The sequence below is a fragment of the Nitrososphaera sp. genome, assembly GCF_037447015.1.
Classification (GTDB): Archaea; Thermoproteota; Nitrososphaeria; order Nitrososphaerales; family Nitrososphaeraceae; genus Nitrososphaera.
In genome coordinates this window covers 1-19,078 of sequence record NZ_JBBIHK010000005.1, presented here as the reverse complement: position 1 = coordinate 19,078, position 19,078 = coordinate 1, and the positions used below count along the sequence as shown (strand labels likewise).

23 protein-coding genes are annotated in these 19,078 nt (G+C 56.1%); 10 read left to right on the top strand and 13 right to left on the bottom strand.

The features are described 5' to 3' along the window. Window positions 1-31: 31 nt before the first annotated feature. Complete coding sequence (locus WKI84_RS03155) at window positions 32-376, bottom strand: hypothetical protein (RefSeq protein WP_337862068.1); 345 nt, start codon at window positions 374-376, stop codon at window positions 32-34. Window positions 377-528: 152 nt separating this feature from the next. Here WKI84_RS03155 and WKI84_RS03150 point away from each other — a divergent pair, with 152 nt between their 5' ends. Continuing rightward, window positions 529-762, top strand: a complete 234-nt coding sequence (locus WKI84_RS03150; protein WP_337862067.1) for an antitoxin VapB family protein — start codon at window positions 529-531, stop codon at window positions 760-762. 34 nt (window positions 763-796) lie between these two features. After that, entirely contained in the window at window positions 797-1,180 is a 384-nt protein-coding gene (locus WKI84_RS03145) for a type II toxin-antitoxin system VapC family toxin (RefSeq protein WP_337862155.1), read from the top strand. Between the two features lie 336 nt (window positions 1,181-1,516). Here WKI84_RS03145 and WKI84_RS03140 read toward each other — a convergent pair whose 3' ends face one another. The 3 genes from WKI84_RS03140 to WKI84_RS03130 all read right to left on the bottom strand — a co-directional run bounded on the left by WKI84_RS03140 (window position 1,517) and on the right by WKI84_RS03130 (window position 3,289). Next, on the bottom strand, window positions 1,517-2,053 hold the full coding sequence (locus tag WKI84_RS03140) for an RDD family protein (protein ID WP_337862066.1): 537 nt from the start codon (window positions 2,051-2,053) through the stop codon (window positions 1,517-1,519). 191 nt (window positions 2,054-2,244) lie between these two features. Next, on the bottom strand, window positions 2,245-2,517 hold the full coding sequence (locus WKI84_RS03135) for a winged helix-turn-helix domain-containing protein (protein WP_337862065.1): 273 nt from the start codon (window positions 2,515-2,517) through the stop codon (window positions 2,245-2,247). Beyond that, entirely contained in the window at window positions 2,495-3,289 is a 795-nt protein-coding gene (locus WKI84_RS03130) for a hypothetical protein (protein ID WP_337862064.1), read from the bottom strand. Before WKI84_RS03130 ends, WKI84_RS03135 begins: the two co-directional genes overlap by 23 nt. 89 nt (window positions 3,290-3,378) lie before the next feature. On the opposite strand from WKI84_RS03130, the gene WKI84_RS03125 reads away from it, so the two are divergent. Next, on the top strand, window positions 3,379-4,614 hold the full coding sequence (locus WKI84_RS03125; RefSeq protein WP_337862063.1) for an aldo/keto reductase: 1,236 nt from the start codon (window positions 3,379-3,381) through the stop codon (window positions 4,612-4,614). A 106-nt stretch (window positions 4,615-4,720) separates the two neighbouring features. Continuing rightward, window positions 4,721-5,053, top strand: coding sequence for a putative quinol monooxygenase (locus tag WKI84_RS03120; protein WP_337862062.1), 333 nt, complete (start codon window positions 4,721-4,723; stop codon window positions 5,051-5,053). Here the strand turns inward: WKI84_RS03120 and WKI84_RS03115 are convergent. From WKI84_RS03115 to WKI84_RS03095, 5 genes are read right to left on the bottom strand one after another with little or no spacing between them, the layout of a single operon-like run. Then, a complete protein-coding gene (locus WKI84_RS03115; protein ID WP_337862061.1) occupies window positions 5,050-5,976 on the bottom strand; it encodes a tetratricopeptide repeat protein in 927 nt (308 codons plus the stop codon). The two genes, WKI84_RS03120 and WKI84_RS03115, sit on opposite strands and share 4 nt — an antisense overlap. Before the next feature lie 41 nt (window positions 5,977-6,017). Next, window positions 6,018-6,638, bottom strand: a complete 621-nt coding sequence (locus WKI84_RS03110) for a gamma-glutamyl-gamma-aminobutyrate hydrolase family protein (protein ID WP_337862060.1) — start codon at window positions 6,636-6,638, stop codon at window positions 6,018-6,020. A 5-nt stretch (window positions 6,639-6,643) separates the two neighbouring features. Further along, window positions 6,644-9,604 (bottom strand): UPF0182 family protein, encoded by a 2,961-nt coding sequence (locus WKI84_RS03105; protein ID WP_337862059.1) that lies wholly within the window; start codon window positions 9,602-9,604, stop codon window positions 6,644-6,646. Window positions 9,605-9,636: 32 nt separating this feature from the next. Next, entirely contained in the window at window positions 9,637-10,800 is a 1,164-nt protein-coding gene (locus WKI84_RS03100; protein ID WP_337862058.1) for a DNA primase small subunit domain-containing protein, read from the bottom strand. After that, window positions 10,797-11,852 carry a hypothetical protein gene (locus WKI84_RS03095; RefSeq protein ID WP_337862057.1) on the bottom strand — a complete coding sequence of 352 codons (1,056 nt, stop codon included), beginning with the start codon at window positions 11,850-11,852 and terminating at the stop codon, window positions 10,797-10,799. The genes WKI84_RS03100 and WKI84_RS03095 overlap by 4 nt, the downstream gene beginning before the upstream one ends. 105 nt (window positions 11,853-11,957) lie before the next feature. Here WKI84_RS03095 and WKI84_RS03090 point away from each other — a divergent pair, with 105 nt between their 5' ends. Next, window positions 11,958-12,860, top strand: a complete 903-nt coding sequence (locus WKI84_RS03090; protein ID WP_337862056.1) for a deoxyribonuclease IV — start codon at window positions 11,958-11,960, stop codon at window positions 12,858-12,860. On the opposite strand, the gene WKI84_RS03085 is transcribed toward WKI84_RS03090, so the two are convergent. Continuing rightward, the gene (locus WKI84_RS03085) at window positions 12,828-13,214 is read right to left on the bottom strand and encodes a hypothetical protein (protein WP_337862055.1); all 387 of its coding nucleotides are present in this window, start codon (window positions 13,212-13,214) and stop codon (window positions 12,828-12,830) included. The two genes, WKI84_RS03090 and WKI84_RS03085, sit on opposite strands and share 33 nt — an antisense overlap. A gap of 103 nt (window positions 13,215-13,317) precedes the next feature. Between WKI84_RS03085 and WKI84_RS03080 the strand changes: the two genes are divergently transcribed. Both WKI84_RS03080 and WKI84_RS03075 read left to right on the top strand, forming a co-directional pair. Further along, the gene (locus WKI84_RS03080) at window positions 13,318-14,103 is read left to right on the top strand and encodes a 2-amino-3,7-dideoxy-D-threo-hept-6-ulosonate synthase (RefSeq protein ID WP_337862054.1); all 786 of its coding nucleotides are present in this window, start codon (window positions 13,318-13,320) and stop codon (window positions 14,101-14,103) included. After that, a complete protein-coding gene (locus WKI84_RS03075; protein ID WP_337862053.1) occupies window positions 14,096-15,169 on the top strand; it encodes a 3-dehydroquinate synthase II in 1,074 nt (357 codons plus the stop codon). The genes WKI84_RS03080 and WKI84_RS03075 overlap by 8 nt, the downstream gene beginning before the upstream one ends. Window positions 15,170-15,207: 38 nt before the next feature. Here WKI84_RS03075 and WKI84_RS03070 read toward each other — a convergent pair whose 3' ends face one another. Beyond that, on the bottom strand, window positions 15,208-15,981 hold the full coding sequence (locus WKI84_RS03070; protein ID WP_337862154.1) for a response regulator: 774 nt from the start codon (window positions 15,979-15,981) through the stop codon (window positions 15,208-15,210). 123 nt (window positions 15,982-16,104) lie between these two features. On the opposite strand from WKI84_RS03070, the gene WKI84_RS03065 reads away from it, so the two are divergent. Then, window positions 16,105-16,260 carry a hypothetical protein gene (locus WKI84_RS03065; RefSeq protein WP_337862052.1) on the top strand — a complete coding sequence of 52 codons (156 nt, stop codon included), beginning with the start codon at window positions 16,105-16,107 and terminating at the stop codon, window positions 16,258-16,260. Between the two features lie 39 nt (window positions 16,261-16,299). On the opposite strand, the gene tnpA is transcribed toward WKI84_RS03065, so the two are convergent. Beyond that, on the bottom strand, window positions 16,300-16,707 hold the full coding sequence (tnpA, locus tag WKI84_RS03060) for an IS200/IS605 family transposase (protein ID WP_337862051.1): 408 nt from the start codon (window positions 16,705-16,707) through the stop codon (window positions 16,300-16,302). Between the two features lie 37 nt (window positions 16,708-16,744). On the opposite strand from tnpA, the gene WKI84_RS03055 reads away from it, so the two are divergent. Further along, window positions 16,745-17,812 carry a transposase gene (locus WKI84_RS03055; RefSeq protein ID WP_337862050.1) on the top strand — a complete coding sequence of 356 codons (1,068 nt, stop codon included), beginning with the start codon at window positions 16,745-16,747 and terminating at the stop codon, window positions 17,810-17,812. Window positions 17,813-17,888: 76 nt separating this feature from the next. Further along, a complete protein-coding gene (locus tag WKI84_RS03050) occupies window positions 17,889-18,809 on the top strand; it encodes a site-specific DNA-methyltransferase (protein ID WP_337862049.1) in 921 nt (306 codons plus the stop codon). Window positions 18,810-18,815: 6 nt separating this feature from the next. Here WKI84_RS03050 and WKI84_RS03045 read toward each other — a convergent pair whose 3' ends face one another. Further along, window positions 18,816-19,049 carry a hypothetical protein gene (locus WKI84_RS03045; RefSeq protein ID WP_337862048.1) on the bottom strand — a complete coding sequence of 78 codons (234 nt, stop codon included), beginning with the start codon at window positions 19,047-19,049 and terminating at the stop codon, window positions 18,816-18,818. Window positions 19,050-19,078: the final 29 nt, after the last annotated feature.

The window sequence follows — 19,078 nt, the reverse complement described above, 5'->3', positions numbered from 1 at the left end:
GATAGGTCAGATCTTTTGACTGTTGTCTTCGCTATGCTATGCCTGCCCTCTGTTCCCTGCTCTGCAACAACAGCCTGCCAAGCTCTTTGCCCACAGACTCGAAAAGCTCTTCCATGCCCTCCTTGAGCGCCGCGTCGTCAGGCTTGGACTCTTCCTTTTTTTGCTTCCCTATGACTATGGCAGAGCCTCTGGGCCTGATGATCTCAAGACCCATCTCTTTGAGCTTCTTTTCGATAAACTTGGCCGCGCTTCCCGCCACGAACGATTCGAGCTTGGTGTCAAAGGCAAAGCCCGCCTTGCCCTTCGGGTCCTTGTTATTTTTCTTCAGCCTCTCTAGGTTGACGATTTCATAATATTGCTGCGGAATGTGAAACATTCGGTGTTTCATATTATATTATAAGGCCTTTTCCTATTTTTGGACACAGCAGATGACTGCAAGACGTTTTCAGTCTCACGTTGAGCTTGCAACGAATTTCGAGTTTTAGTAGGGTTTCAAAGTTTAAATACACATATGTGTATTATATTGTCATGCCAACAAGGACGCTGTCAATTACAGACAAAGCATACAAGGCACTAAAAGCCTCAAAGAAAGAGGGGGAATCGTTTACGGATGTCATCCTCCGACTAACTGGAAACAAGGGCAGCGCTCAAAGGCTGCTAGAGATGATGGATGATCTGCATTCGCCAGAGCTGGCCGACAGGGTCGAACAGGCAAGCAAGGAATTCCGCAAAAACTTTCGGACCCGAGACGTAGAGCTTTAGCAGTAGTGTGGTTGTGTCTGGAGAAAAAGAAATAATGGCCTGCCTTGACACCGACTTTTTGGTTGCTTACCTGAGAAAAGACTCTGCAGCAAAAAGCAAGTTAGAAGAGCTGGAATCGATGCAGGAGCCGCTGCATACCACGATGATAAACGCCTTTGAATTGTACAAGGGGGCGTATAAATCAACAGACCCTAAGAGAGAACTTGCTAAAGTTGACGCACTTTTGGACGCCTTCTTTTTACTTGTACTTGACAGAGACCCTGCAAGGATGGCAGGGGCCCTCAACAACGGGTCAAACCCTGTCGGTGAATCTGACCTTCTGATAGCAAGCATTGCCCTTGCAAACAAGCAGACGCTGGTAACCAGAAACAAAAAGCACTTTGAGCGTATGCCTGGACTGCGCGTAGAAGGCTGGTAATGAGGGCGAGACGGGGTCATAAAGGCTGCAATAAATGGCATCAGAATGCCCCGCCGCGTCCTGCTAAAGAGCAGAAACGGGATATACGGACGGCGAGCAACAGAAGAAGGCCTGTAGGCAGTCAAGTACTGGTGGGAGCCCCGACTGCCAAGAGGTCATAGTCCTTTGCCGCAAGCCGTTCTTCAATGCCTGCCGTCCTGATGCTGACTGCTTCAGCCTAGACTCCTGCTTGCTGCAGCCCCTTTGCCAGGCTGCGGGCTATTTTCTCGGTGTTGCCAAAGACCGTGTCAAACAGGACGAGCGCCCTTTTCATTTCGGCCACTCCTCTGCTACTTTTTACTTGTCTTTCCTGTACCTGACGTTTCCTGTCCCTGCGTCTTCTGCAGGAACCTTGACCACTATGGTGTTTGCAGCCCTGCTCAGCAGCCTCTGCCTCTTGTCGTTTGTGAATATCCACCCGAGGAGCACGTCTATTGGCAGCAGGAACGCCTTGCCAAAGCTCTGGATTGCCGCGCTCTTTACGTCCGGCGCCTTGCTGCCTGACAGGTCAGTCGTCTTTATCTTTAGCAGCTTTTTGCCTATTGACTGCCCTGTCGCGCCGGCGGCCGCCGACTCAAAGTATGTCCAGTATGCAAAGAACATCAGGCTCTGCACAGCGTACCTTGCCGCCCCCAGCGCCGGGTTGACACCCTCTTCCCCGGCGCCCTGCAGGAAGGCAAGCGGAGAATACGCTATTGCAAAGAGTATCTCTGCCGCAGTCGTTACTATGATGAAATCCACTAGCCATGCCCAGAACCTCGTCCCCCACCTGGCCAGCACAACCTCCGGTACCTGGCCCGGTTCATGCTGATCTTTTGAATCCAGTGAAGCCATGCGTGCATTACGCAGCCGTCGTATTATAACATGGGGATTGCTTTGCAGCGCACTGCCGCTGTGCGTGTTTTCCGGAACATTCTTGTCGTTATGCTGCGCGCCTGTTCCTTGGCGCTACATACGGCTGACCTGTCGTGATGATGATGGTGGTGGGGTGGGAGGGAGCGGCAATGGCGGTGCCAAGCCTCTTGCTACAGGCCCGCGCTCTCGATAAGGCGCGTCAGGTCGTCGTACTGCTCGATGAACTTTTTTCCCTTGGCGGTTATCGCCACAAGGCCGCTCACCCTGTGGATCATGCCCTTTTCCTCAAGCTCGGACAGGTGGTTCATCATCTTGTCGTACGACAGGCGCGTGAAATGCTGCACGTGGGTCGGCCTTGCCACCTCGTTGCGCACGCAGTCCTCCTCTATCGCACAGAGTATCTCGTAGAACAGCTGGAGCTTATGCCGCTTTTCCTGCTTCAATCTCTCCAATCCCCTCCTTCTTCCTCCTGGCTACTGCGTGGTGCATGGCGTAGGCAAACAGGGCCAGGCCGCCGATCCTTGCCACAAGCGAGCCGGCAAACGCGACTGCGCTATTGTCAAAGTACGTCATCACAAGCGAGTACTGCTCAAGCCACAGGAGCGCAAACGCGGCAGGCACATACAGCATCCTTGCGCTACCTGCCTTGGCAAGAGAGAATATCGCGCTCTTGAATATGTATCCTAGCACCACCATGTTGAATATGCGCATGTAGAGGCTGAAATCTGCCAGGCTTGCATAGTTAAAGTAGGGCTTGGACGCAAGCTCCGAGGTGGGCAGCATGAACGGTATGGCAACCATCGCAAGCGGCAGCAGGACCATCCCCACGTCCCTTGGCCTGACGCGCCTGCGGCTGTGCGCCCCGCCCTCCTTTCCGGAATCCTTGAAATAGTACGAGACTGCGATGAGCGCAAACGCCTCTGACTGGAGCAGGAGCTGGATCCAAAAGAGGGCTGGGTGGAGCACCGGGTAGTCCAGGTATGCAAAGCTTGCAAGCTCGAAAGCAAACGACGCGGCAAGGAACATGAACCCCGCCGGCAGGCCGAGAAGGTACCCAAAGCCGGAGAACCTGTACGAGTTGAAAAATCTGCGCGACCCCGACACTGCAAGGGCTGCGGACGCGGCCGTGACTGCCACCACCGCGGCAAGGGCCAGCGCCGGCGACTGCTGGGAAAAGAGCACGAACGGGTTGAGCACGTTCGGGTCTAGCGCCACAAATACAATTCCACTCCTGGAAAGATAAGGCTTGCTCCCCTGAAGGGAGCACATCGTTTATTATCGCCGTCGCCGCCCTTTCACATGCATTGCCGTCCGATGCCGTTGCTACTGGTGGTGATGATAATGATAACGATGGTCATGATAGCCACGATTACCCGGTGATCAAAGGGTTTGCCACGCCGCAGGGCACGGAGAAATTTGTGCAGGCGGCAGCGGCAAAGGGCAGGCCGCCGGGCCATTTCAGGACGTTTGACGGGCTGCGCCTGTCAAGCATCGGGATGGGGACGTACCTGGGCGACCTTTCAAAAGAGGACGACCTGGCAGTTGAAAACGCAGTCTATCGTTCAGTCTCGTCAGGCGCGGTAAACGTCATCGACACTGCGATAAACTACAGGGCGATGAGGTCAGAAAAGAGCATCGGCAGGGCGCTTGCGCGCCTTCAAAGAGACGGTGTTGCTTCACGCGACCAGCTGTTCATCTCTACAAAGAACGGCTACATCACAAACGACGGGGACTTTCCAGGAGTGGACGTCATGGAATACGTGTACAGGATGTACATTGCAGCCGGTGTCATGACGGCCGACGACATCAGCTCCGGCTACAACGTGATGAAACCGGAATACCTGGCCCGGTGCATAGACAAGTCGCTTGCAAACATGCGCCTGTCTACAATAGACCTAGTCTACATCCACAACGCGTTTGAGAGCTGGCACAAGGACGTGAGCAGGGAGCAGTTCATGGAGATGCTGGCAAGGGCGTTTGAGCTGTATGAAAGATACCGGGAGGAAGGCAAGCTGCGGTACTATGGAATGGCAACCTGGACGTGCTTTCGCGTCATGCCCGAAAGCGACGAGTACCTGTCGCTAGAGTCTGTCGTCAGGGTGGCAGAGCAGGCTGCTGCTGGAGGTGGCGGCAGCAGCAGCGGTGGCAACAAGAAGAACCACGGCTTCAGGTTCATACAGCTGCCGTACAATCTGGCCTACAGCGAGGCGCTCCTGTCCAAGAACCAGAAGGTCGGCAGAGAAACGATGACCGTCCTTGAAGCCGCTGCAAAGCTTGGCATCGGGGTTTTCGCAAGCGCGCCTCTCTTCCAGGGCAGGCTCTTGCGGGCGCAGGTCCCCGACTATGCAGGCGCTTCCGACCCTGTGTCAAAGCTGCTGCAAATAGTGCGCTCAAGCCCGTCAGTGATTGCCCCGCTGGTGGGGCAGAAGAAACCGGAGCACGTCGAGGAGAACCTGAAGGTGGCAGACCTGCCGCCGCTGTCAGAGCAAGAGTTTCGAAAAGCGGTGGACACGCTGATGAACAGGCCGATGTCTGGCTAACGGCATCTGCATGATATGCACTTGTTTTACGGCTACCACAACAATAGAGATAAATCCGCAATGCCTGCCCTTGAAAAATGAAGGAAGGAAGGAAGAGAAAAAGGAAATGGCCGATCCAGAAAAGCCCAAGTTCATGACCTCTGCAGCAGACCCTGTCCGCGTCATCGCCTCGTTCAAGGCAAGGCCGGGACAGGAGGGCGCGCTCAGGCAGGTGCTCGAATCGCTGATAGCGCCCACAAGGAGCGAGCTTGGCTGCATCGAATACGTGCTCTACCGGGACGCCGCAGACCCTCTGCATTTCGTGTTTGACGAGCTGTGGGCAAACATGCCTGCGTTTGCGATGCACTCGGCGATGCCTTACATACAGACGCTTCTGCCCCGGATAGCGATGATGATAAGCGAGCCTCCGAGGGTGGAGGCGTTCTACAAGGTCGCCTAGAGCTGCGATATTGCCTCTTCGATGCTCTTTCTGTCTGCAGCCGCCGGCGTCTGGGCCAGGTATGTTTCCAGATCCTGCTTGGCGCCGGCGTTGTTGCCAAGCTGCATCCTGGCTATGGCGCGGTTTTTGTATATCGGCCCAAAGCGCGACGGGTTGATGCTTGTCGCCTTGGTGTAGTGGGCCTCTGCAAGGGCATAGTCTTTTTTCTTCAGGTAATAGTTGCCAAGGCCCCTGTAGGCCAGATAGTATTTCGGGTTCAGCCTTATTGCCCGCTCGTAGCAGGCCACCGCCTGGTCTGAGCCCTGCTCGTTGTACGCCCCGCCAAGCTGCGACCACGCCGCGGCGTTTTCCGGGTCGGCCCCCGTCGCCTGCCGCAGCTTTTCTACTGCGGCGTCCATCCTGCCCTGGAGGCGCAGCCTCTCTGCCTCAAGGCACAGCCTGTTTGACTTTGCAAATTCCAGCCTGTCGTTTTTCAGGAGATCCTGCATGTCTGACGGCAGCAACAGTATCATGGTCGAGTCGTCCTGCTCCCAGTCCTGCTCAAACTTTGGTTCGGGGATGGCGCCGACCGTGTCCGGCTCTGGGACGTAGGTCAGCACCCTGCGCTCGTCGCTGTCATAGCCAGAGACTATGGTGGCATGCTGCGCCACGTCCTGGATGCCCGGCATTATCGCAATCGGGGGAACGCCCTGGTCAATGCGCTTTTTGATGTCCTTGAGCGAGCCCTTGCAGACGTAGCATGCAAGGCCGGCTTTTTCTGCCAGCTCGATCCCGTCTATGAGTGTAGAGATCCGATTCTGTTGCTGCCACTCCGGGGCTTTAAGGTCCTCGCCCCAGTACTTGGCCACGACATCGATTGCAAGCGGGACTGCGCCGCCCTTGCTCACAAGCGGCAGCGCTATGAAATGCTCTGACCGTTCCAACTAACTGTCTCTTCTTTCAAGCCCTGCCAAAGGCAAATAAATCATACTCTTGTGGCAAAGCTGGCTATCAGGTCCTGCCCGTCCTGCCCGCTCTTTTCGGGGTGGAACTGGGTGCCAAAGATCTTTTTCTCCCTGTGGGCAAACATCTCGTACTCGCAGTACTGCGAGCTGGCGAGGCGCTCAAACTCTGGCGGGAGCCTTGCGACGCAAAAGCCGTGGCTTTCATATACCGACAGCCTGGCCTTGTCGCCTGTCAGCGCGTTGGGAGCCGCTGCTATCTCGATTGGCCCCTGCACTGAGCGGGGCATCTTTTTTATCGAGCCTCCAAGCGTGAGTGCTATTATCTCGGCGCCGTAGCAGATGCCGAGCAGGGGCTTGCCGGTGTCGTGGCAGTGGCGTATTATGCGCGAGTTTGCCGCGTTGATGGCAGGGTCGTTCCTGCGCCTGCCAGACAGTATGACCTTGTCGCACTTTTCCAGATCCTGCGCGGTGAACTCAAAGTGCTTTCTGTATGTGTATTGCACGATTCTGCCACCCCCACTACCACTACCACCGTCGTCGCCTCCTGATGCCACCCTGTCAAGGCATTTCAGTATCTCTGGAGTAAAGGGTGAGAGGTTGTCTATTACGAGCACCATAGTCGTCGTCTTGTCTGCGGCCAATGCGATCAGCCACTACTGCTACTACTGCCGCTTGTGCTGGTGACGACCTCTACTGCGATATAGTGGTTCTCCACTATCCCGTCAGACAGTATCAGCACACCAAAGTTGGCGACCCTGCCGTCTTTGCTCTGCCATTCGTACACCTTTTCTGGCGAGTACTTGGCGACAAATTCTTCGACTGCCTGCTGCACTCCCTGCAGGTCGTCCTCTGAATGGTACTTTACGTCGGCCTCTCTGAACTCTAGCGGCACCGATACCGCAGTCGGCCTGACCACCTGCACGCCTGCGTCCTCAAACATCTTCTCTATTGCCTTGACCCTGTCCTGCGAGCCGCCGGGCTGGCCCACCGTCTCGCTTTCCAGCGGCTGGCCCGCAGGTTCTTGTCCTGCCGACTTGGACAAATAGTTCTCAAAAGCCTCGACCGGCGTGTCGCCAAGGCCGACGTAGAACGTGCCTGTCACCGACGCGCCCACCGCCGCTATGGTGCCTATCTGCGAGACCACCCCGCCCGAGTTGCTTGCCGTGTATACAGGTATGAAATAGACCTCCTGGTCGCCTATCTTGTACAGTATGTTCTCGCCGACCTTGGGCGTGCCCTGAAGGAGCGTCTTGATGTTCTTGTACTCCCTGTCCTTTTCAAGCGCCTCCCTGGCCGCGGTGGGGCCTATCAGCTTTGTCGGCGAGTCCAGAGGGACGGAGTAAAAGGTCATCCTGCCGAGGCTTTCAAGGTCGTTTTCCACTATCATATAGCCCACCAGGTTGCGGGTCTGCGAGCCGGCAAGCTCGAGCGACTGGAACCCTACAAACGCCGGCTCGGAAAAGCCCTGGGGCTTGGTAATGATGTAGTATGGAAGCACGTCGCGGGCCGGGTCCTTGGGTATGTCGTAGAACTGCCGCGCCTCTATGAACGTCTTGGGGTCTGTGACGTGGTACTTGTTGAACTTGGATATCTTCCAGATGAACATCTCTTCGGGGTAGCGTATCTGCTCGCCAAGCCACGCCGGCACCTCACGCGTGGCGCCAAGATCCCTGTACTGGCTGTAAAACATCTCCGAGAACGCGTCGTCGCCTGTCACTATCACCTGCACGCTGCCGTTGTACGTGTCGATGAGGGCATACCCCACCAGGTCCAGCATGAAAGGCGACCCCCACGGGACGCGGGACGTGTCGAGCGCGACTATGAGCGGCATGAGCCAGTACGTGTTTGTGCCGTCGCTCACAGGTATGACGCCTGTCTTGTGGAACTCGGGCGCGGCCGAGTCGGCAGTCGCAAACTCGTAGACGAAATACGGGTACAGAAGGTCCATCCTGTCGTGTATGTCCTTGTACCTCATGATGTGGACCGGCGTGTCCGGATACGACAACATAAAGTTGGGCTCAAACATCCAGCTTGCAGGTGGCGCCACGTCGATGCCTCCCGTGCCGTTGTAAAAGAACTGGTCTATCTCGTCGCTTGACTCTCTGCCCACCGGATATGCCGACCAGCTCGTGGAGAACAGGCCGCTGCTCTGGCCGCTCAGCCCGTAATAGACGCGCTCCTGCCTGAAGAACCTGTCCTCGTCGACCAGGTTGCCCGTGTCTGCCTCGAGCATTTTAAAGCCGGGGTTTGCGTGCGTGTACACGAAATGCTGGTTGAACCACTCGTTGCCCCTTGCCAGGCTGTCGGGCAGGTTTGGAGTGGTGATGCCGGTCCAGTACATCGTGCCTCCAAAGCGCAGTATGTCTGTGTCTGCAAAGCTGATGTCGTTCCTCTGCCCAAGCTCTGGCTTTAATTTCTGGGTGGCTGCCTCTTCATCCCACAGGCGTATGTTGGCAAGCGTCTCCCTGTTCTCGTCCACTATTGCGCGTATGGCAGAAGGGGCCACCGACGGCGGCTTGACGTCATAGTTGACCACGTCCACCTGCCCAAGGCCGGCCATCTCGCGGTTGACCGCTATCTCTTGCGCGATGTAGGGGCCGCTGTATTCTACCTTTTTTGCGCCTGCAATGCTTGCGTTCACCACGACTATCGAGCCGACTATGGCCACTATGGCGGCCGCTGTCAGTAGCCGGGCGTAGACGTGCCTGCGGGTCGGGTATATCATCACGCGGGAGCGCCTCTTGTCGAAAAAGCCGAACGCGATGAACGCGGCGCCAAGGACGAGCGAGCCGGCTATCAGGTACTTTGTGTTAAAGTCGATTGACGAGCTGAAGAATATCGTAAACCCTGCCCAGAACACGGCCGCGCCGACGATTATCTCGACGGTGGATATGTACGAGAGGAACTTGGGCTTGCGCTCGCCCGCATCCAGTATGTACTGCGAAACGACGTGGACCACTCCTGACACGCCGACGTAGAGGAGCAGGCGCATGCCTGCTGCGCCCAGGAGCGGCAGCACCAGTATCGCAAGGGCCGGGATCGCCGGGACCACGTTTTCCCGCGAAAACGAGCCGTCGTCCTGCAGGACATCTGCAAACGGCAAGCCGAATATGCCCTGCACGGCGGCGAGGCCCAGGTCTTGGCCTCCTTCAGGTGATGACGACAGGTACGCAAGGGCCATGCCAAAGCCCAGGTTTGCAAACAGCGGCGCCAGCAGAACCACCTTGGTGACCTGCCACAGGCCAAAGCTGAGCGGGCTCATGCGAAAGTCGGAATACCGCAGCGGCTTGCGCGCCTCGCCAAAGTCGCCCCTCCTGACAAACGCCGTTATCATGTGCAGCGCGTACCAGACGACGGAGTGGCGAGAGACGAAATTGACCCTGACAAGCGCGATGGCGGCAAGCGCAAGGCCGGAGGTGACGGCATAGTCGAGCGTCTTTGTGTAGGTGCCGCCAAACTCGGACACGTTCATCAGAAGGTTGATGAGCTGGTTGCCGGCCACGATGAATATCACTATGCCCATGGCTGCGAGTATGGCTATCCTTGCTATCCTGCCAATGTCGGACCGGGATGTCCTCCTGTCCTCGCCGCTATAGGCGTCCCACAATCAATGAGCGTTATGCCAGAGGCTCTTTTAATTCATACCGCTTCGGCCAGGCCCTTGCAGACGAGGTAGACTGCGGCAAACGCCGGCAATTCGGCAGTTTCTTTGGATATGTTGAACGGCTCGCCCTTTAGCCTGAATTTCACGTGCGTCTTTACCTTTACCTTTGTCTTGGCGCTCCCAAGCAGGCACGCCTCTGTGAACGGGTCAAACGAGTCCAGCCTGTCAAGGTCGCACTTTACCTTGGCAAGGCCGCTCTTGCTGTTGAGCGTGCCGGGCATGCGGAACACGCGGTGGACGTCGGTTGTCACCTGCGGGTCTATCCTGACGCCCATCTCGCGGGTCATCCTGTCAAGCTCGGCCTTGAACCCTGCGTAACCTCCCTTTTCCTTCAGGATGTGCGTGAGCCTGACTGCTGACGACTGGTCTATCTTTAGCCTGTCAGCTACCTTTTTCCTCCATCCAAGCGCAAGGCCGCTCTTTGGGAACTTGACAAACTCGCCCTGCGGGGACCTGCGCACTCCGATACTTTCTGCCATCAGGCCGACGCCGGCAAGGTAGCCCACAAGGTCGGACCGGGCCTGCGAATCAAGCGGCCTGTACGAGTCGTCTTTTATGTGGAAGTGAAAGCCGTTGTTGCCGGAAAAATAGACGTTTACCCTGCCTTTATCGATGCCGAGGTCGCCCGTCAGGAACTCGACCAGCCGCCTGGCCTCCTTTTTTGACCCCTCGACGCACCTGGCGCAAGGGATCGAGATGAGCTGCTCGGCCTTTCTGCCCCCGCATGCGGGGCATGAGTATTCTTTGCTCTTTTCATCATCATCATCGTCGCCGATAGGAGATGAGACGCGCTTGCAGGCCGCGCACACCGGATACGAATGCGAGGGAACGCAGGGGAGATCCAGGTCCTTGCCGTCTATGTCAAATATCAGGTCGGCTCCGAGCCACTGCTTTTCCTGCATGGCAAGCGTCGGGAACCTGTAAAGAGCGTTGGAGCAATAGACGTCGGACGGCACCTCTCTGACAAGGGTGGCGACCAGCTCGCCCACGCTCCTGAAGGAGAGGTGGCGCACCATCCCCGGCACGCCAAGCTGCGCGTACCCAAACTCGCGGCTCTCGATGGCGTCTGGCGCCTCTATGGCCCTTGCCGCGTGCTTGAAATAGTATTCTCTAAAGGCTGACTTTACAAGCTCGCTCATGGCTCTTTTTTCCTGAACCTCCTGCCAAACTGCACGGGGTTGATGATGCCGGCGCACTCGGCGGTCGCAAAGCAAAGGTTCTCGGTGCGCAGCTTGTCGCACGACGGGACGGAATACCTCGTCCTGCTGCCTTTTGCGCCGGACAGGTGCTCCACCTGGTAGCGCGTTATGCGCTCGTTAAAGTCCGGCGCGCTCCGGAACACCTCCACTATCTCGTCAGTGCTCTTGCCCACGGCAAGCATGTAGGTGGCAAGCATCACCCTGGCAGAGTGGGGCAGGTTTTCGCCCCTGCCCATAACCTCCAGCGCATGCTTGACGCACGGGGGGTAGTCTTTTGCCGCGACCGTGCGGTACTCGTAGCGCGGGGCAAGCTCTGTCCGCAGGGCGTCGACCTGCTCCTGGATTGCCACAGGAAGCGACGACGTCGGAGGCAGGCTCATGGCATGGACGCGGCTTGATATCAGCACGGCAAGCTCGCTCCTCACGAGGCGCACCGTCTCGTCAGGGTCGAGGTAGACGTAGCCCCCGTCGACCAGCCTGTTTATCATCTTCCACTCCTGCTCGTGAAAGTGCGACGAGCGCGCCAGGTAATCGGTGACCTTGACCTTGAACAGCCTGCCGTCTCCGGTGACCTCTATCGCAAGGCCGAACAGCTCGTAAAATATCTTGGCAAGCAGGGCCCTTTTCTGGGCGTCGTTGTGCCTCTTCAGGTCTTCTGTCAGGAACTTTTCAGCGCGGCGGGCCTCTGCCAGCGCATACTTTTTCAGTACGGGCTCTATTCCCACCGCCTTGACCATTATGAGCGTGACAAGGAACGTGATGATCTCTGCCTCGTACCTGTCGAGCTTGTCGTACACCGAGCCTGCGGCCCCTGCCCTTATGCGCTCTGCCGCCCGCCAGACTATCTCCTTCATGTCGGGCCGGCCAAGCTCGTCCCAGCCAAAGCCTGACTGGCGCAGGTACTCCCCCGCCTCGTTGAGGAACGGGTACTTGGCAAGATCGCCGGTGCCAAGCCGGATCGATGGCGGGGACGGAGATGGCGATGAAGACAAGCAGTGTGTGGTAATGGTGAAGCAGAACTGCAATAAAACGCCATCGCAATAACTTTAGTAAGCCCTTTTCGCAAGCCTGCTCTTGGTAGTAGTAATATAGTAACAATGACAGCGACAGCAAACGCCGGCTACAGGGTGGGGTTCCACGTGTCGATAGCAGGCGGCGTGGCAAACTCTGTCCAGAACGCCCTGGACATTGGCTGCAGCGCGTTCCAGATATTCAGCCGCAACCCCCGGGGGTGGGCCGCCAAGCCGCTTGCTCCTGCCGACGTCGGGCTCTTTCGAGAGCGGATGGCTGCCAGCGGCATATCCCGCGACTCTACAGTGGTGCACATGCCCTACCTGCCCAACCTGTCCGGGCCGCCGGGCGAGTCGTACGCCAGGTCGGTGGACACGCTTGCCGGCGAGCTGGAGCGCTGCGCCGAGCTGTCGATACCGTTCCTCGTAATCCATCTTGGGAGCCACATGGGCGCCGGTGCCAAGGCCGGCATAGGCCAGCTGGTGAACGCCGTGAACGTCGGACGCGACAAGGCGGCCGGGAAAAAGAGAAAGGGCGAGACGGTGACGGTGCTTCTTGAAAACAGCGCAGGGCAGAAGAACAGCGTCGGGTCGCGCTTTGAAGAGCTGTGCACAATTCTGGACCGCCTGAGAGACGATGTGGCCGTGTGCGTCGATACGTGCCACGCCTTTGCCGCAGGCTATGACCTGAGCACCCGTACAGGGGTGGAAAAGACGCTCGACGAGTTTGACCGCACAGTCGGGCTCGACGCGCTCAAGGTGGTGCACCTGAACGACTCAAAAGGCCCCCTGGGGTCGAACCGGGACAGGCACGAGCACATCGGCCTTGGGAGCATCGGGGCAAAGGGGCTCGCCGCGTTTGTGCGCCACAGGTCGGTTGCAAGGCTGCCGATAATAATGGAGACGCCGATAGACGAAAAAGGCGACGACACCCGCAACCTCGCCGCGTTCAGGTCGCTAGTGGCTACCACCACCACTGCCGCCATCTGAGTCATTATCATCAGCAGTAGTAGTAGCAGCAGCGGTGGCCAGCCTGTGCGACTGGATGGCATATCCGTTCTTGGTGTACGTGACTGTCACGTGGTCGCCTATCTCGTATGGGCAGTTGTCTATCTGGCGGGGATGCTTGTCTGATAGCTCTATCGAGCAGACACTGCCCTGCTTTAGCATGATTACTGTCTCTTCTGTCAGGGTCTCCCTGAAGAGGAGGTCTTTGAGTGGAAAGCCCTGGACCATCTGGATGACCATGAAGGCGCCAAAGAACGCCAGGCCAAACAGTATCGCAAGCCTCTTGCCAGAGGTCTTGGCAAACATGCCCCCTCCGTCGTCAGGCTCGTAGCCCATATCCTTTTCAGGGCGTGCTTTTTTAAAAACCTGCGCGCCGCCTCTTTGTCAGGACGGCATATGACTTTTAAATAGGGTGCCAAGATTCAATCACTACACCCATATGGTATTTGGCAGGGACGTGCGGCTCGGCAGGATACTGAAGGACGGCAAGATGCTGTGCATACCGATGGACCACGGCATCAGCAACGGCCCAATAAGGGGGCTTGAAGACGTCCACGGCATGATATACCAGTGCGAAGACGCCGGTCTCACCTGCGTTCTTGTTAACAAGGGGATAATCAAGACGATGCCCCGGCCCACAAAGAGCATCGGCCTCATCGCCCATTTTTCGGGGAGCACGTCGCTTGGCCCGGCTCCAAACCGCAAGATGCTGATGGGTAGCGTCGAGGAGGCGCTCAGGCTCGGCGCCGACGCCGTTTCTCTTCATATCAACATCGGGGCCAAGGAGGAGCCGGAGATGCTCCAAAAGCTGGGCATGATGGCCGACAAGTGCGACGAGTGGTCCGTCCCGCTCGTGGCAATGATGTACCCCCGGGGCGAGGGGATCAAGAACCCGCACGACCCGGAGATAGTGGCCCACGCGGCAAGGGTGGGCGCAGAGGCCGGCGCCGACATTGTCAAGGCAGTCTACACCGGCGACGTCGACTCTTTCAGAAAGGTGGTCAAAAGCGTGCCGGTGCCCCTCGTAATAGCAGGCGGCCCCAAGGCCACCACCGACCTTGAGATACTGGAAATGTGCGCCGGAGCAATGAAGGCCGGCGCCAAGGGCGTCACTTTTGGCAGGAACATATTCCAGCACAAGAACCCGCCGGCAATGGTGAGGGCTCTGCACAAGGTGATCTTTGAGGGCAAGAGCGCAAAAGAGGCGGCAAAGCAGCTTGGCTGATTCTGCTCCAATTCAAAAGAGCCGCGACCTCATCGTCAGGCCGACAGTCTCAAAGGCTGCACTCGACAAGTTCATTGCAAAACTAAAGGGCGTCTCGGTGCTCAACGTCGACCCCAAGCTGGTGCCGGGGACCAAGTTCATGACTTTGTACGAGTCCCAGGACGCCAACATGGTAGTCTGCAAGACGTTTGACCAGATGAAGGCAGCCAGGGCAGCCGGCAAGAATTTCGGCTTTTACAAGAAAGTGACGAGCAACGCCGACGTGGACGAGATACACAGGGCGTCGCTCGCAGGCGCCTCTTTCGTCATAGTCGAGGTCAACGACTGGAAGATAATCCCGCTTGAAAACATTATCGCCAAGCTGCACAAGTCAAACACCAAGGTCTACACCACCGCCTCGTCGTCAAAGGAGGTCGCCACCATGTTCTCTGTCCTTGAGCTTGGAGTGGACGGCGTGATACTCTCGACAGACAGCGTTGAAGAAGTCGAGAAAGCAAGCAGACAGCTTGAAACCGTCATGTTCCCCATCAAGGTCGCCAGGGTCCTTGAGGTGAAGGATGTGGGCACGGGCGAGCGGGTCTGCGTTGACACCGCCTCGATGATGGGGATGGGCGAGGGGATGCTGGTCGGAAGCAGGTCCAATTTCATGCTGCTGGTGCACAACGAGTCGGTGGGCTCGTCGTTCACGTCGCCCCGGCCGTTCCGGGTGAACGCCGGCGCCGTGTACTGCTACACGATAACGCCTGACGGCAACACCCGCTACCTGTCAGAGCTCGAGTCGGGCACCGAAGTGTGGATAGTGAACAGAAAGGGCCAGTCAAGGAAGGCCACTGTGGGCCGCTCAAAGATAGAGACGAGGCCGCTCCTCCTCATACGCGCCGAGATAGAGGGCGAGGTCGGCACGGTGATACTGCAGAACGCCGAGACGATAAGGCTGGTCAGGCCGGACGGCAAGCTGCTGTCGGTGACCGAGGTCAAAAAGGGAGACGAGGTTCTCGGCTTTGCCAAGCCTGCCTCGGGCCGCCACTTTGGCATGGAAGTAGACGAGTACATCGTCGAGAAATAGAAAGAAGAAAGAAGAAGAAAGGATAAAAAGGATAAAGATCAGGACACGACCGCGTCTATCTCGCGAAATAGCGAGCTTATGCTTATCGGCTTCATGAGGGCCGACTCGATCACCTTTTTCCTTTTCAGCTCCGCCACCATGTACTTGTCAAGCTCGTATGCGCTGATGAGGACGATGGGAGACGCGCCGAGCTCTTTCAGGCGCTCCGCCACCTCGCTCCCCGGCATGTCCGGCAGGCCGTAGTCGAGCAGGACCAGGTCGATATCCTTGCCCTTGATGACGCTCTCGACGTACTTGCCTATGCATTCCACACCGGACTTGGCCGTGATGATGTTGTACTTGACGTTGAACGCCTTGGTATACAGTTCGAGCAGCTCCTGCTCAACGTCGCCTATGAGTATCGTTTTTTTTGAGTCGGCCCTGGATTCTTTTGGCATTGCCTGGTTTATGACAAGCAGGCTCTGCAAGAGCTCTATGAGGTTTGGAAGCGATATCGGCTTGGTTATGAACGCGTCCACCTTGAGGGAGGTCAGGAGCAGGTCGAGCTCCTTTTTGTCTATGGCGTACGCCGTGATCAATGCAATTTTGACCGTCTGGTTTATCTTGCGCACCTCGCGGGAAAACTCGATCCCGCTCATGCCCGGCATCCTTATGTCTATGAGCAGCAGGTCGTAGGCGTTGGGATTTGCCTTCCAGTGCTCCAGCGCCTTGATGGGGTTGGAAAAAGTGTCTACGGTCATCTTTTGGGTGGTGACGTGCCTTTCAAGTGCGATCTTCATGCTCAGCAGTATGTCGCGCTCGTCATCAACCATCAAAATTTTCCATTCCTGGGGCACGTTGGCGAGAATAGCATCAATGAAATTTAAGGCTTTAGGTCTGTAACTCTGGAATATACTTAGCGTATAGAGAGAGGTTGCATTGTTCTATCGGAAAACATGAAGGATAGTCACTACGAAAAGACAAAGACGCTGAACAGGCAGAGGGTTGCTGTTGCTGTTGTTGTTGCGCGCACCACCCGGAGGCCGACTGCGGCGCGGCACCGGCACAGCGCCCCGGGCGAATGCTTTTCAGTCAGCGCATATCATGGCTAGTATCTTTTTATAGAATTTAACGGCAGAAGACCTCTGGTTTTAACCAGAGGATAATGAATGCCGTTCCTGCTCACGGATGTATCTCTCAATGACTTCAGCCGAGACGTGGCCTGCGGTTCCAATGTAGTAAGATGGAGACCAGAGCACACCACGCCAGAGTTGTTTTTCAAGCTCTGGGAACTTTTTGAACATCCGCAAGCCAGTAATGCCTTTGAATATCTTGACTATGTTTATCGGAGAATCAAAGGGGTTGGCTTCAATGAATAGATGGATATGGTCTGGCATGACTCTCAACTCAAGAATTTTGTAACCCTTTGTCTCTGCTATGGTGCGAAGCTGGTCTTCTAGAAATTCTTTGACCTTTTCGGTCAGTATTGCCTTCCGGTATTTCGGACACCAAACGATATGGTAATTGATGTTGTAGACGGCTGAGCTGGCTCTGCCCATAATGCTTTTAAACCTATAGGATATAGATAAGGTTAACGTGGCGACCAAGTGCTACCATTGCAAGATAATAGGACTTACCAATATCAAGCAAGAAGCACTCTCTCAGGAATACAACAACCTACAACACTACCTGCAGACAAGGGAAGACAAAGGACTGTACTCAGCCATAAAGCAGCAAGCAGACCGGTCCTATAAAGTCATCAAGAAGGACAAGAAATATCCACTGTCTGTGCGCAACGACCTGTTGAAGATAGAAAAGAACAAAAACGTGTTGACTGAATACTGGTGCAGGATCCCAGTCAAGGCAGTAAGAGGGGGAATTTGGGTAGGCATCAAGCCGTATGAACCAATCCCTTCCAATGCCAAGGTGTGCGAGTCCAAGGTCTTTTTCAAAAACAAGGACTGGTGGCTGGACATTGTTGTCAAGAAGAATATTCCCGAGAAGACAGAATACCAGAACGTGATGGCAATTGACATGGGAATCAAACACATAGCCTGTTCTGTGGACATGGCTAGTGGCAAGACTGTTTTCTATGGCAATGACCTGAACCGTGTCAGAGGGCATTACTTCTGGTTGAGAAGAAAGTTAGGCATGAAGAAAGCAATAGACACTATCAAAAAGATAGGACACCACGAAAAAAGAATTGCGAATAACATAGTCCACAACATCAGCAGGGAGATTGTCAACCAAGCGATTGAGACGGACTCCATAATTGTGTTTGGAAATCTGAAGTATCTGCGAAAGAGAAAGCAGAGACAATATAGAAGACGTATGGCAAGGCTGCTCTCAGGCTTTCCATACTACAAGCTGATGCAATACATCAGATATAAGGCAGCACTTGCAGGCATCAAAGCGATAGAAGTCTCTGAGGCATGGACTAGTCAAATATGCAACAAATGCAGAGAACGAGGACAGAGAAAGACGCAGGGATTGTTTGAATGCCAATGTGGTGTCAAGGAAAATGCAGATAGAAACGCTACTTTCAACATAGCCAAACGAGGCTTGGGATATTGTTCCAAGCTAGGGGTAGTTGTGAGCCTGCCCAGAACCGTTGCTAGGGTAGACAGGAACCCGATGATGACAATGGAGGCTACCGGTCTTTGACCGGTAGTAGTTCACCAGCTAGTCTAGGATTGTAAAGTATGCGGGATATGGACGAACGCGGCAAGCAAGGTCTGCAATGCTCGCTCAGGAAGAACAGCTCGCAGACCGGCTGATTGTCGGCAACTGCAAGGACGTGCTGCAAAAACTTCCCGAGAATTCTGTCCAGCTTACGATTACTTCGCCGCCCTACCGGAACGCCATCAATTACGAGATGCACGCGTCAGGCAGCGGCGGCTATTACAGGGGAAACGCCGGCGTCGAGACGGCAGAGTACCTGGACGAGATGGCCCGGATATTTGGCGAGCACGTTTTCAGGGTGACCAAGGATGGCGGCTACTGCTGCATAGTGATCGCAAACGAGGTCGTCAACGGGACGATACTCCCCCTGCCCCACATGCTGCTGTCCCGGCTAGTACAGCCGTTTGGCAAGTGGCAGCTCCACGAGGAGATAATCTGGCACAAAGTTACTGGTGGCACCAACCGCTACGGCTCTTTTGTCCTCAACCCGTACCCGAAATACTACCGCGCAAACGTGATGCACGAGTTCATACTGGTATTGAGAAAGGGCGACGTGGCAAGCGGCAGAAAGAGGCAGGGCGAGCTCCCGGCCACGCACGAGGAGTGGACCAAAGAGATAGCCAATTCTGTCTGGCACATTGCGCCTGTCCCTCCCGGATACATCAACCACCCGTGCCCGTACCCTGAAGAGATACCGTACAGGCTGATGCAGGTCTACTCGTACAAGGGCGACGTCGTGCTCGACCCGTTCAACGGCAGCGGCCAGACGACCAAGGTGGCGCACGGCACGGGGCGCAGGTACGTCGGCATCGACATGGTCAAAGAGTACGTGGAGCTGGCGCGTTCGCGGCTTGAAAACGAGCCCCTGCACATCAGGCAGGAGACGCTCATCGCAAACTGGAAAAAGATACCCTCGCACCACTATTACAAGAACAATAATAATAATAGCAACAACAACAACGGCAGCAACTATCGCTAATAATAGTTAGTTTGGCCTTGTGTTGCGCTCTTTGAGCAGCCTGCCAAGCGCCTTTTGCCTTATCGCAACGTCGACGTATTCAGAGTCGCAGCTGCCGCACACCGTATAGACAGCGGCGCTGTCCTGACTTGGCGTCACGACCTTTTCCCACCTGAGCGGGAACGAGTTTTTCGAGCATATTACGCACGCGGCCCTGTCTTCAAGGGCCGAGCCTGACGCCCCCGTGTACATGGCATACATCTCTTAGCCGTCGTCGGCCAGCGGCTTCC

Bases quoted from the DNA above. Each gene is read 5' to 3' on its own strand.
- WKI84_RS03120 (WP_337862062.1), top strand. From the start codon at position 4,721: ATGGCCGATCCAGAAAAGCCCAAGTTCATGACCTCTGCAGCAGACCCT.
- WKI84_RS03070 (WP_337862154.1), bottom strand. From the start codon at position 15,981: ATGGTTGATGACGAGCGCGACATACTGCTGAGCATGAAGATCGCACTT.
- WKI84_RS03150 (WP_337862067.1), top strand. From the start codon at position 529: ATGCCAACAAGGACGCTGTCAATTACAGACAAAGCATACAAGGCACTA.
- WKI84_RS03100 (WP_337862058.1), bottom strand. From the start codon at position 10,800: ATGAGCGAGCTTGTAAAGTCAGCCTTTAGAGAATACTATTTCAAGCAC.
- WKI84_RS03145 (WP_337862155.1), top strand. From the start codon at position 797: ATGGCCTGCCTTGACACCGACTTTTTGGTTGCTTACCTGAGAAAAGAC.
- WKI84_RS03065 (WP_337862052.1), top strand. From the start codon at position 16,105: ATGAAGGATAGTCACTACGAAAAGACAAAGACGCTGAACAGGCAGAGG.
- WKI84_RS03155 (WP_337862068.1), bottom strand. From the start codon at position 376: ATGTTTCACATTCCGCAGCAATATTATGAAATCGTCAACCTAGAGAGG.
- WKI84_RS03140 (WP_337862066.1), bottom strand. From the start codon at position 2,053: ATGGCTTCACTGGATTCAAAAGATCAGCATGAACCGGGCCAGGTACCG.
- tnpA (WP_337862051.1), bottom strand. From the start codon at position 16,707: ATGGGCAGAGCCAGCTCAGCCGTCTACAACATCAATTACCATATCGTT.
- WKI84_RS03085 (WP_337862055.1), bottom strand. From the start codon at position 13,214: ATGGGCTACGAGCCTGACGACGGAGGGGGCATGTTTGCCAAGACCTCT.
- WKI84_RS03080 (WP_337862054.1), top strand. From the start codon at position 13,318: ATGGTATTTGGCAGGGACGTGCGGCTCGGCAGGATACTGAAGGACGGC.
- WKI84_RS03050 (WP_337862049.1), top strand. From the start codon at position 17,889: ATGCTCGCTCAGGAAGAACAGCTCGCAGACCGGCTGATTGTCGGCAAC.
- WKI84_RS03045 (WP_337862048.1), bottom strand. From the start codon at position 19,049: ATGTATGCCATGTACACGGGGGCGTCAGGCTCGGCCCTTGAAGACAGG.
- WKI84_RS03090 (WP_337862056.1), top strand. From the start codon at position 11,958: ATGACAGCGACAGCAAACGCCGGCTACAGGGTGGGGTTCCACGTGTCG.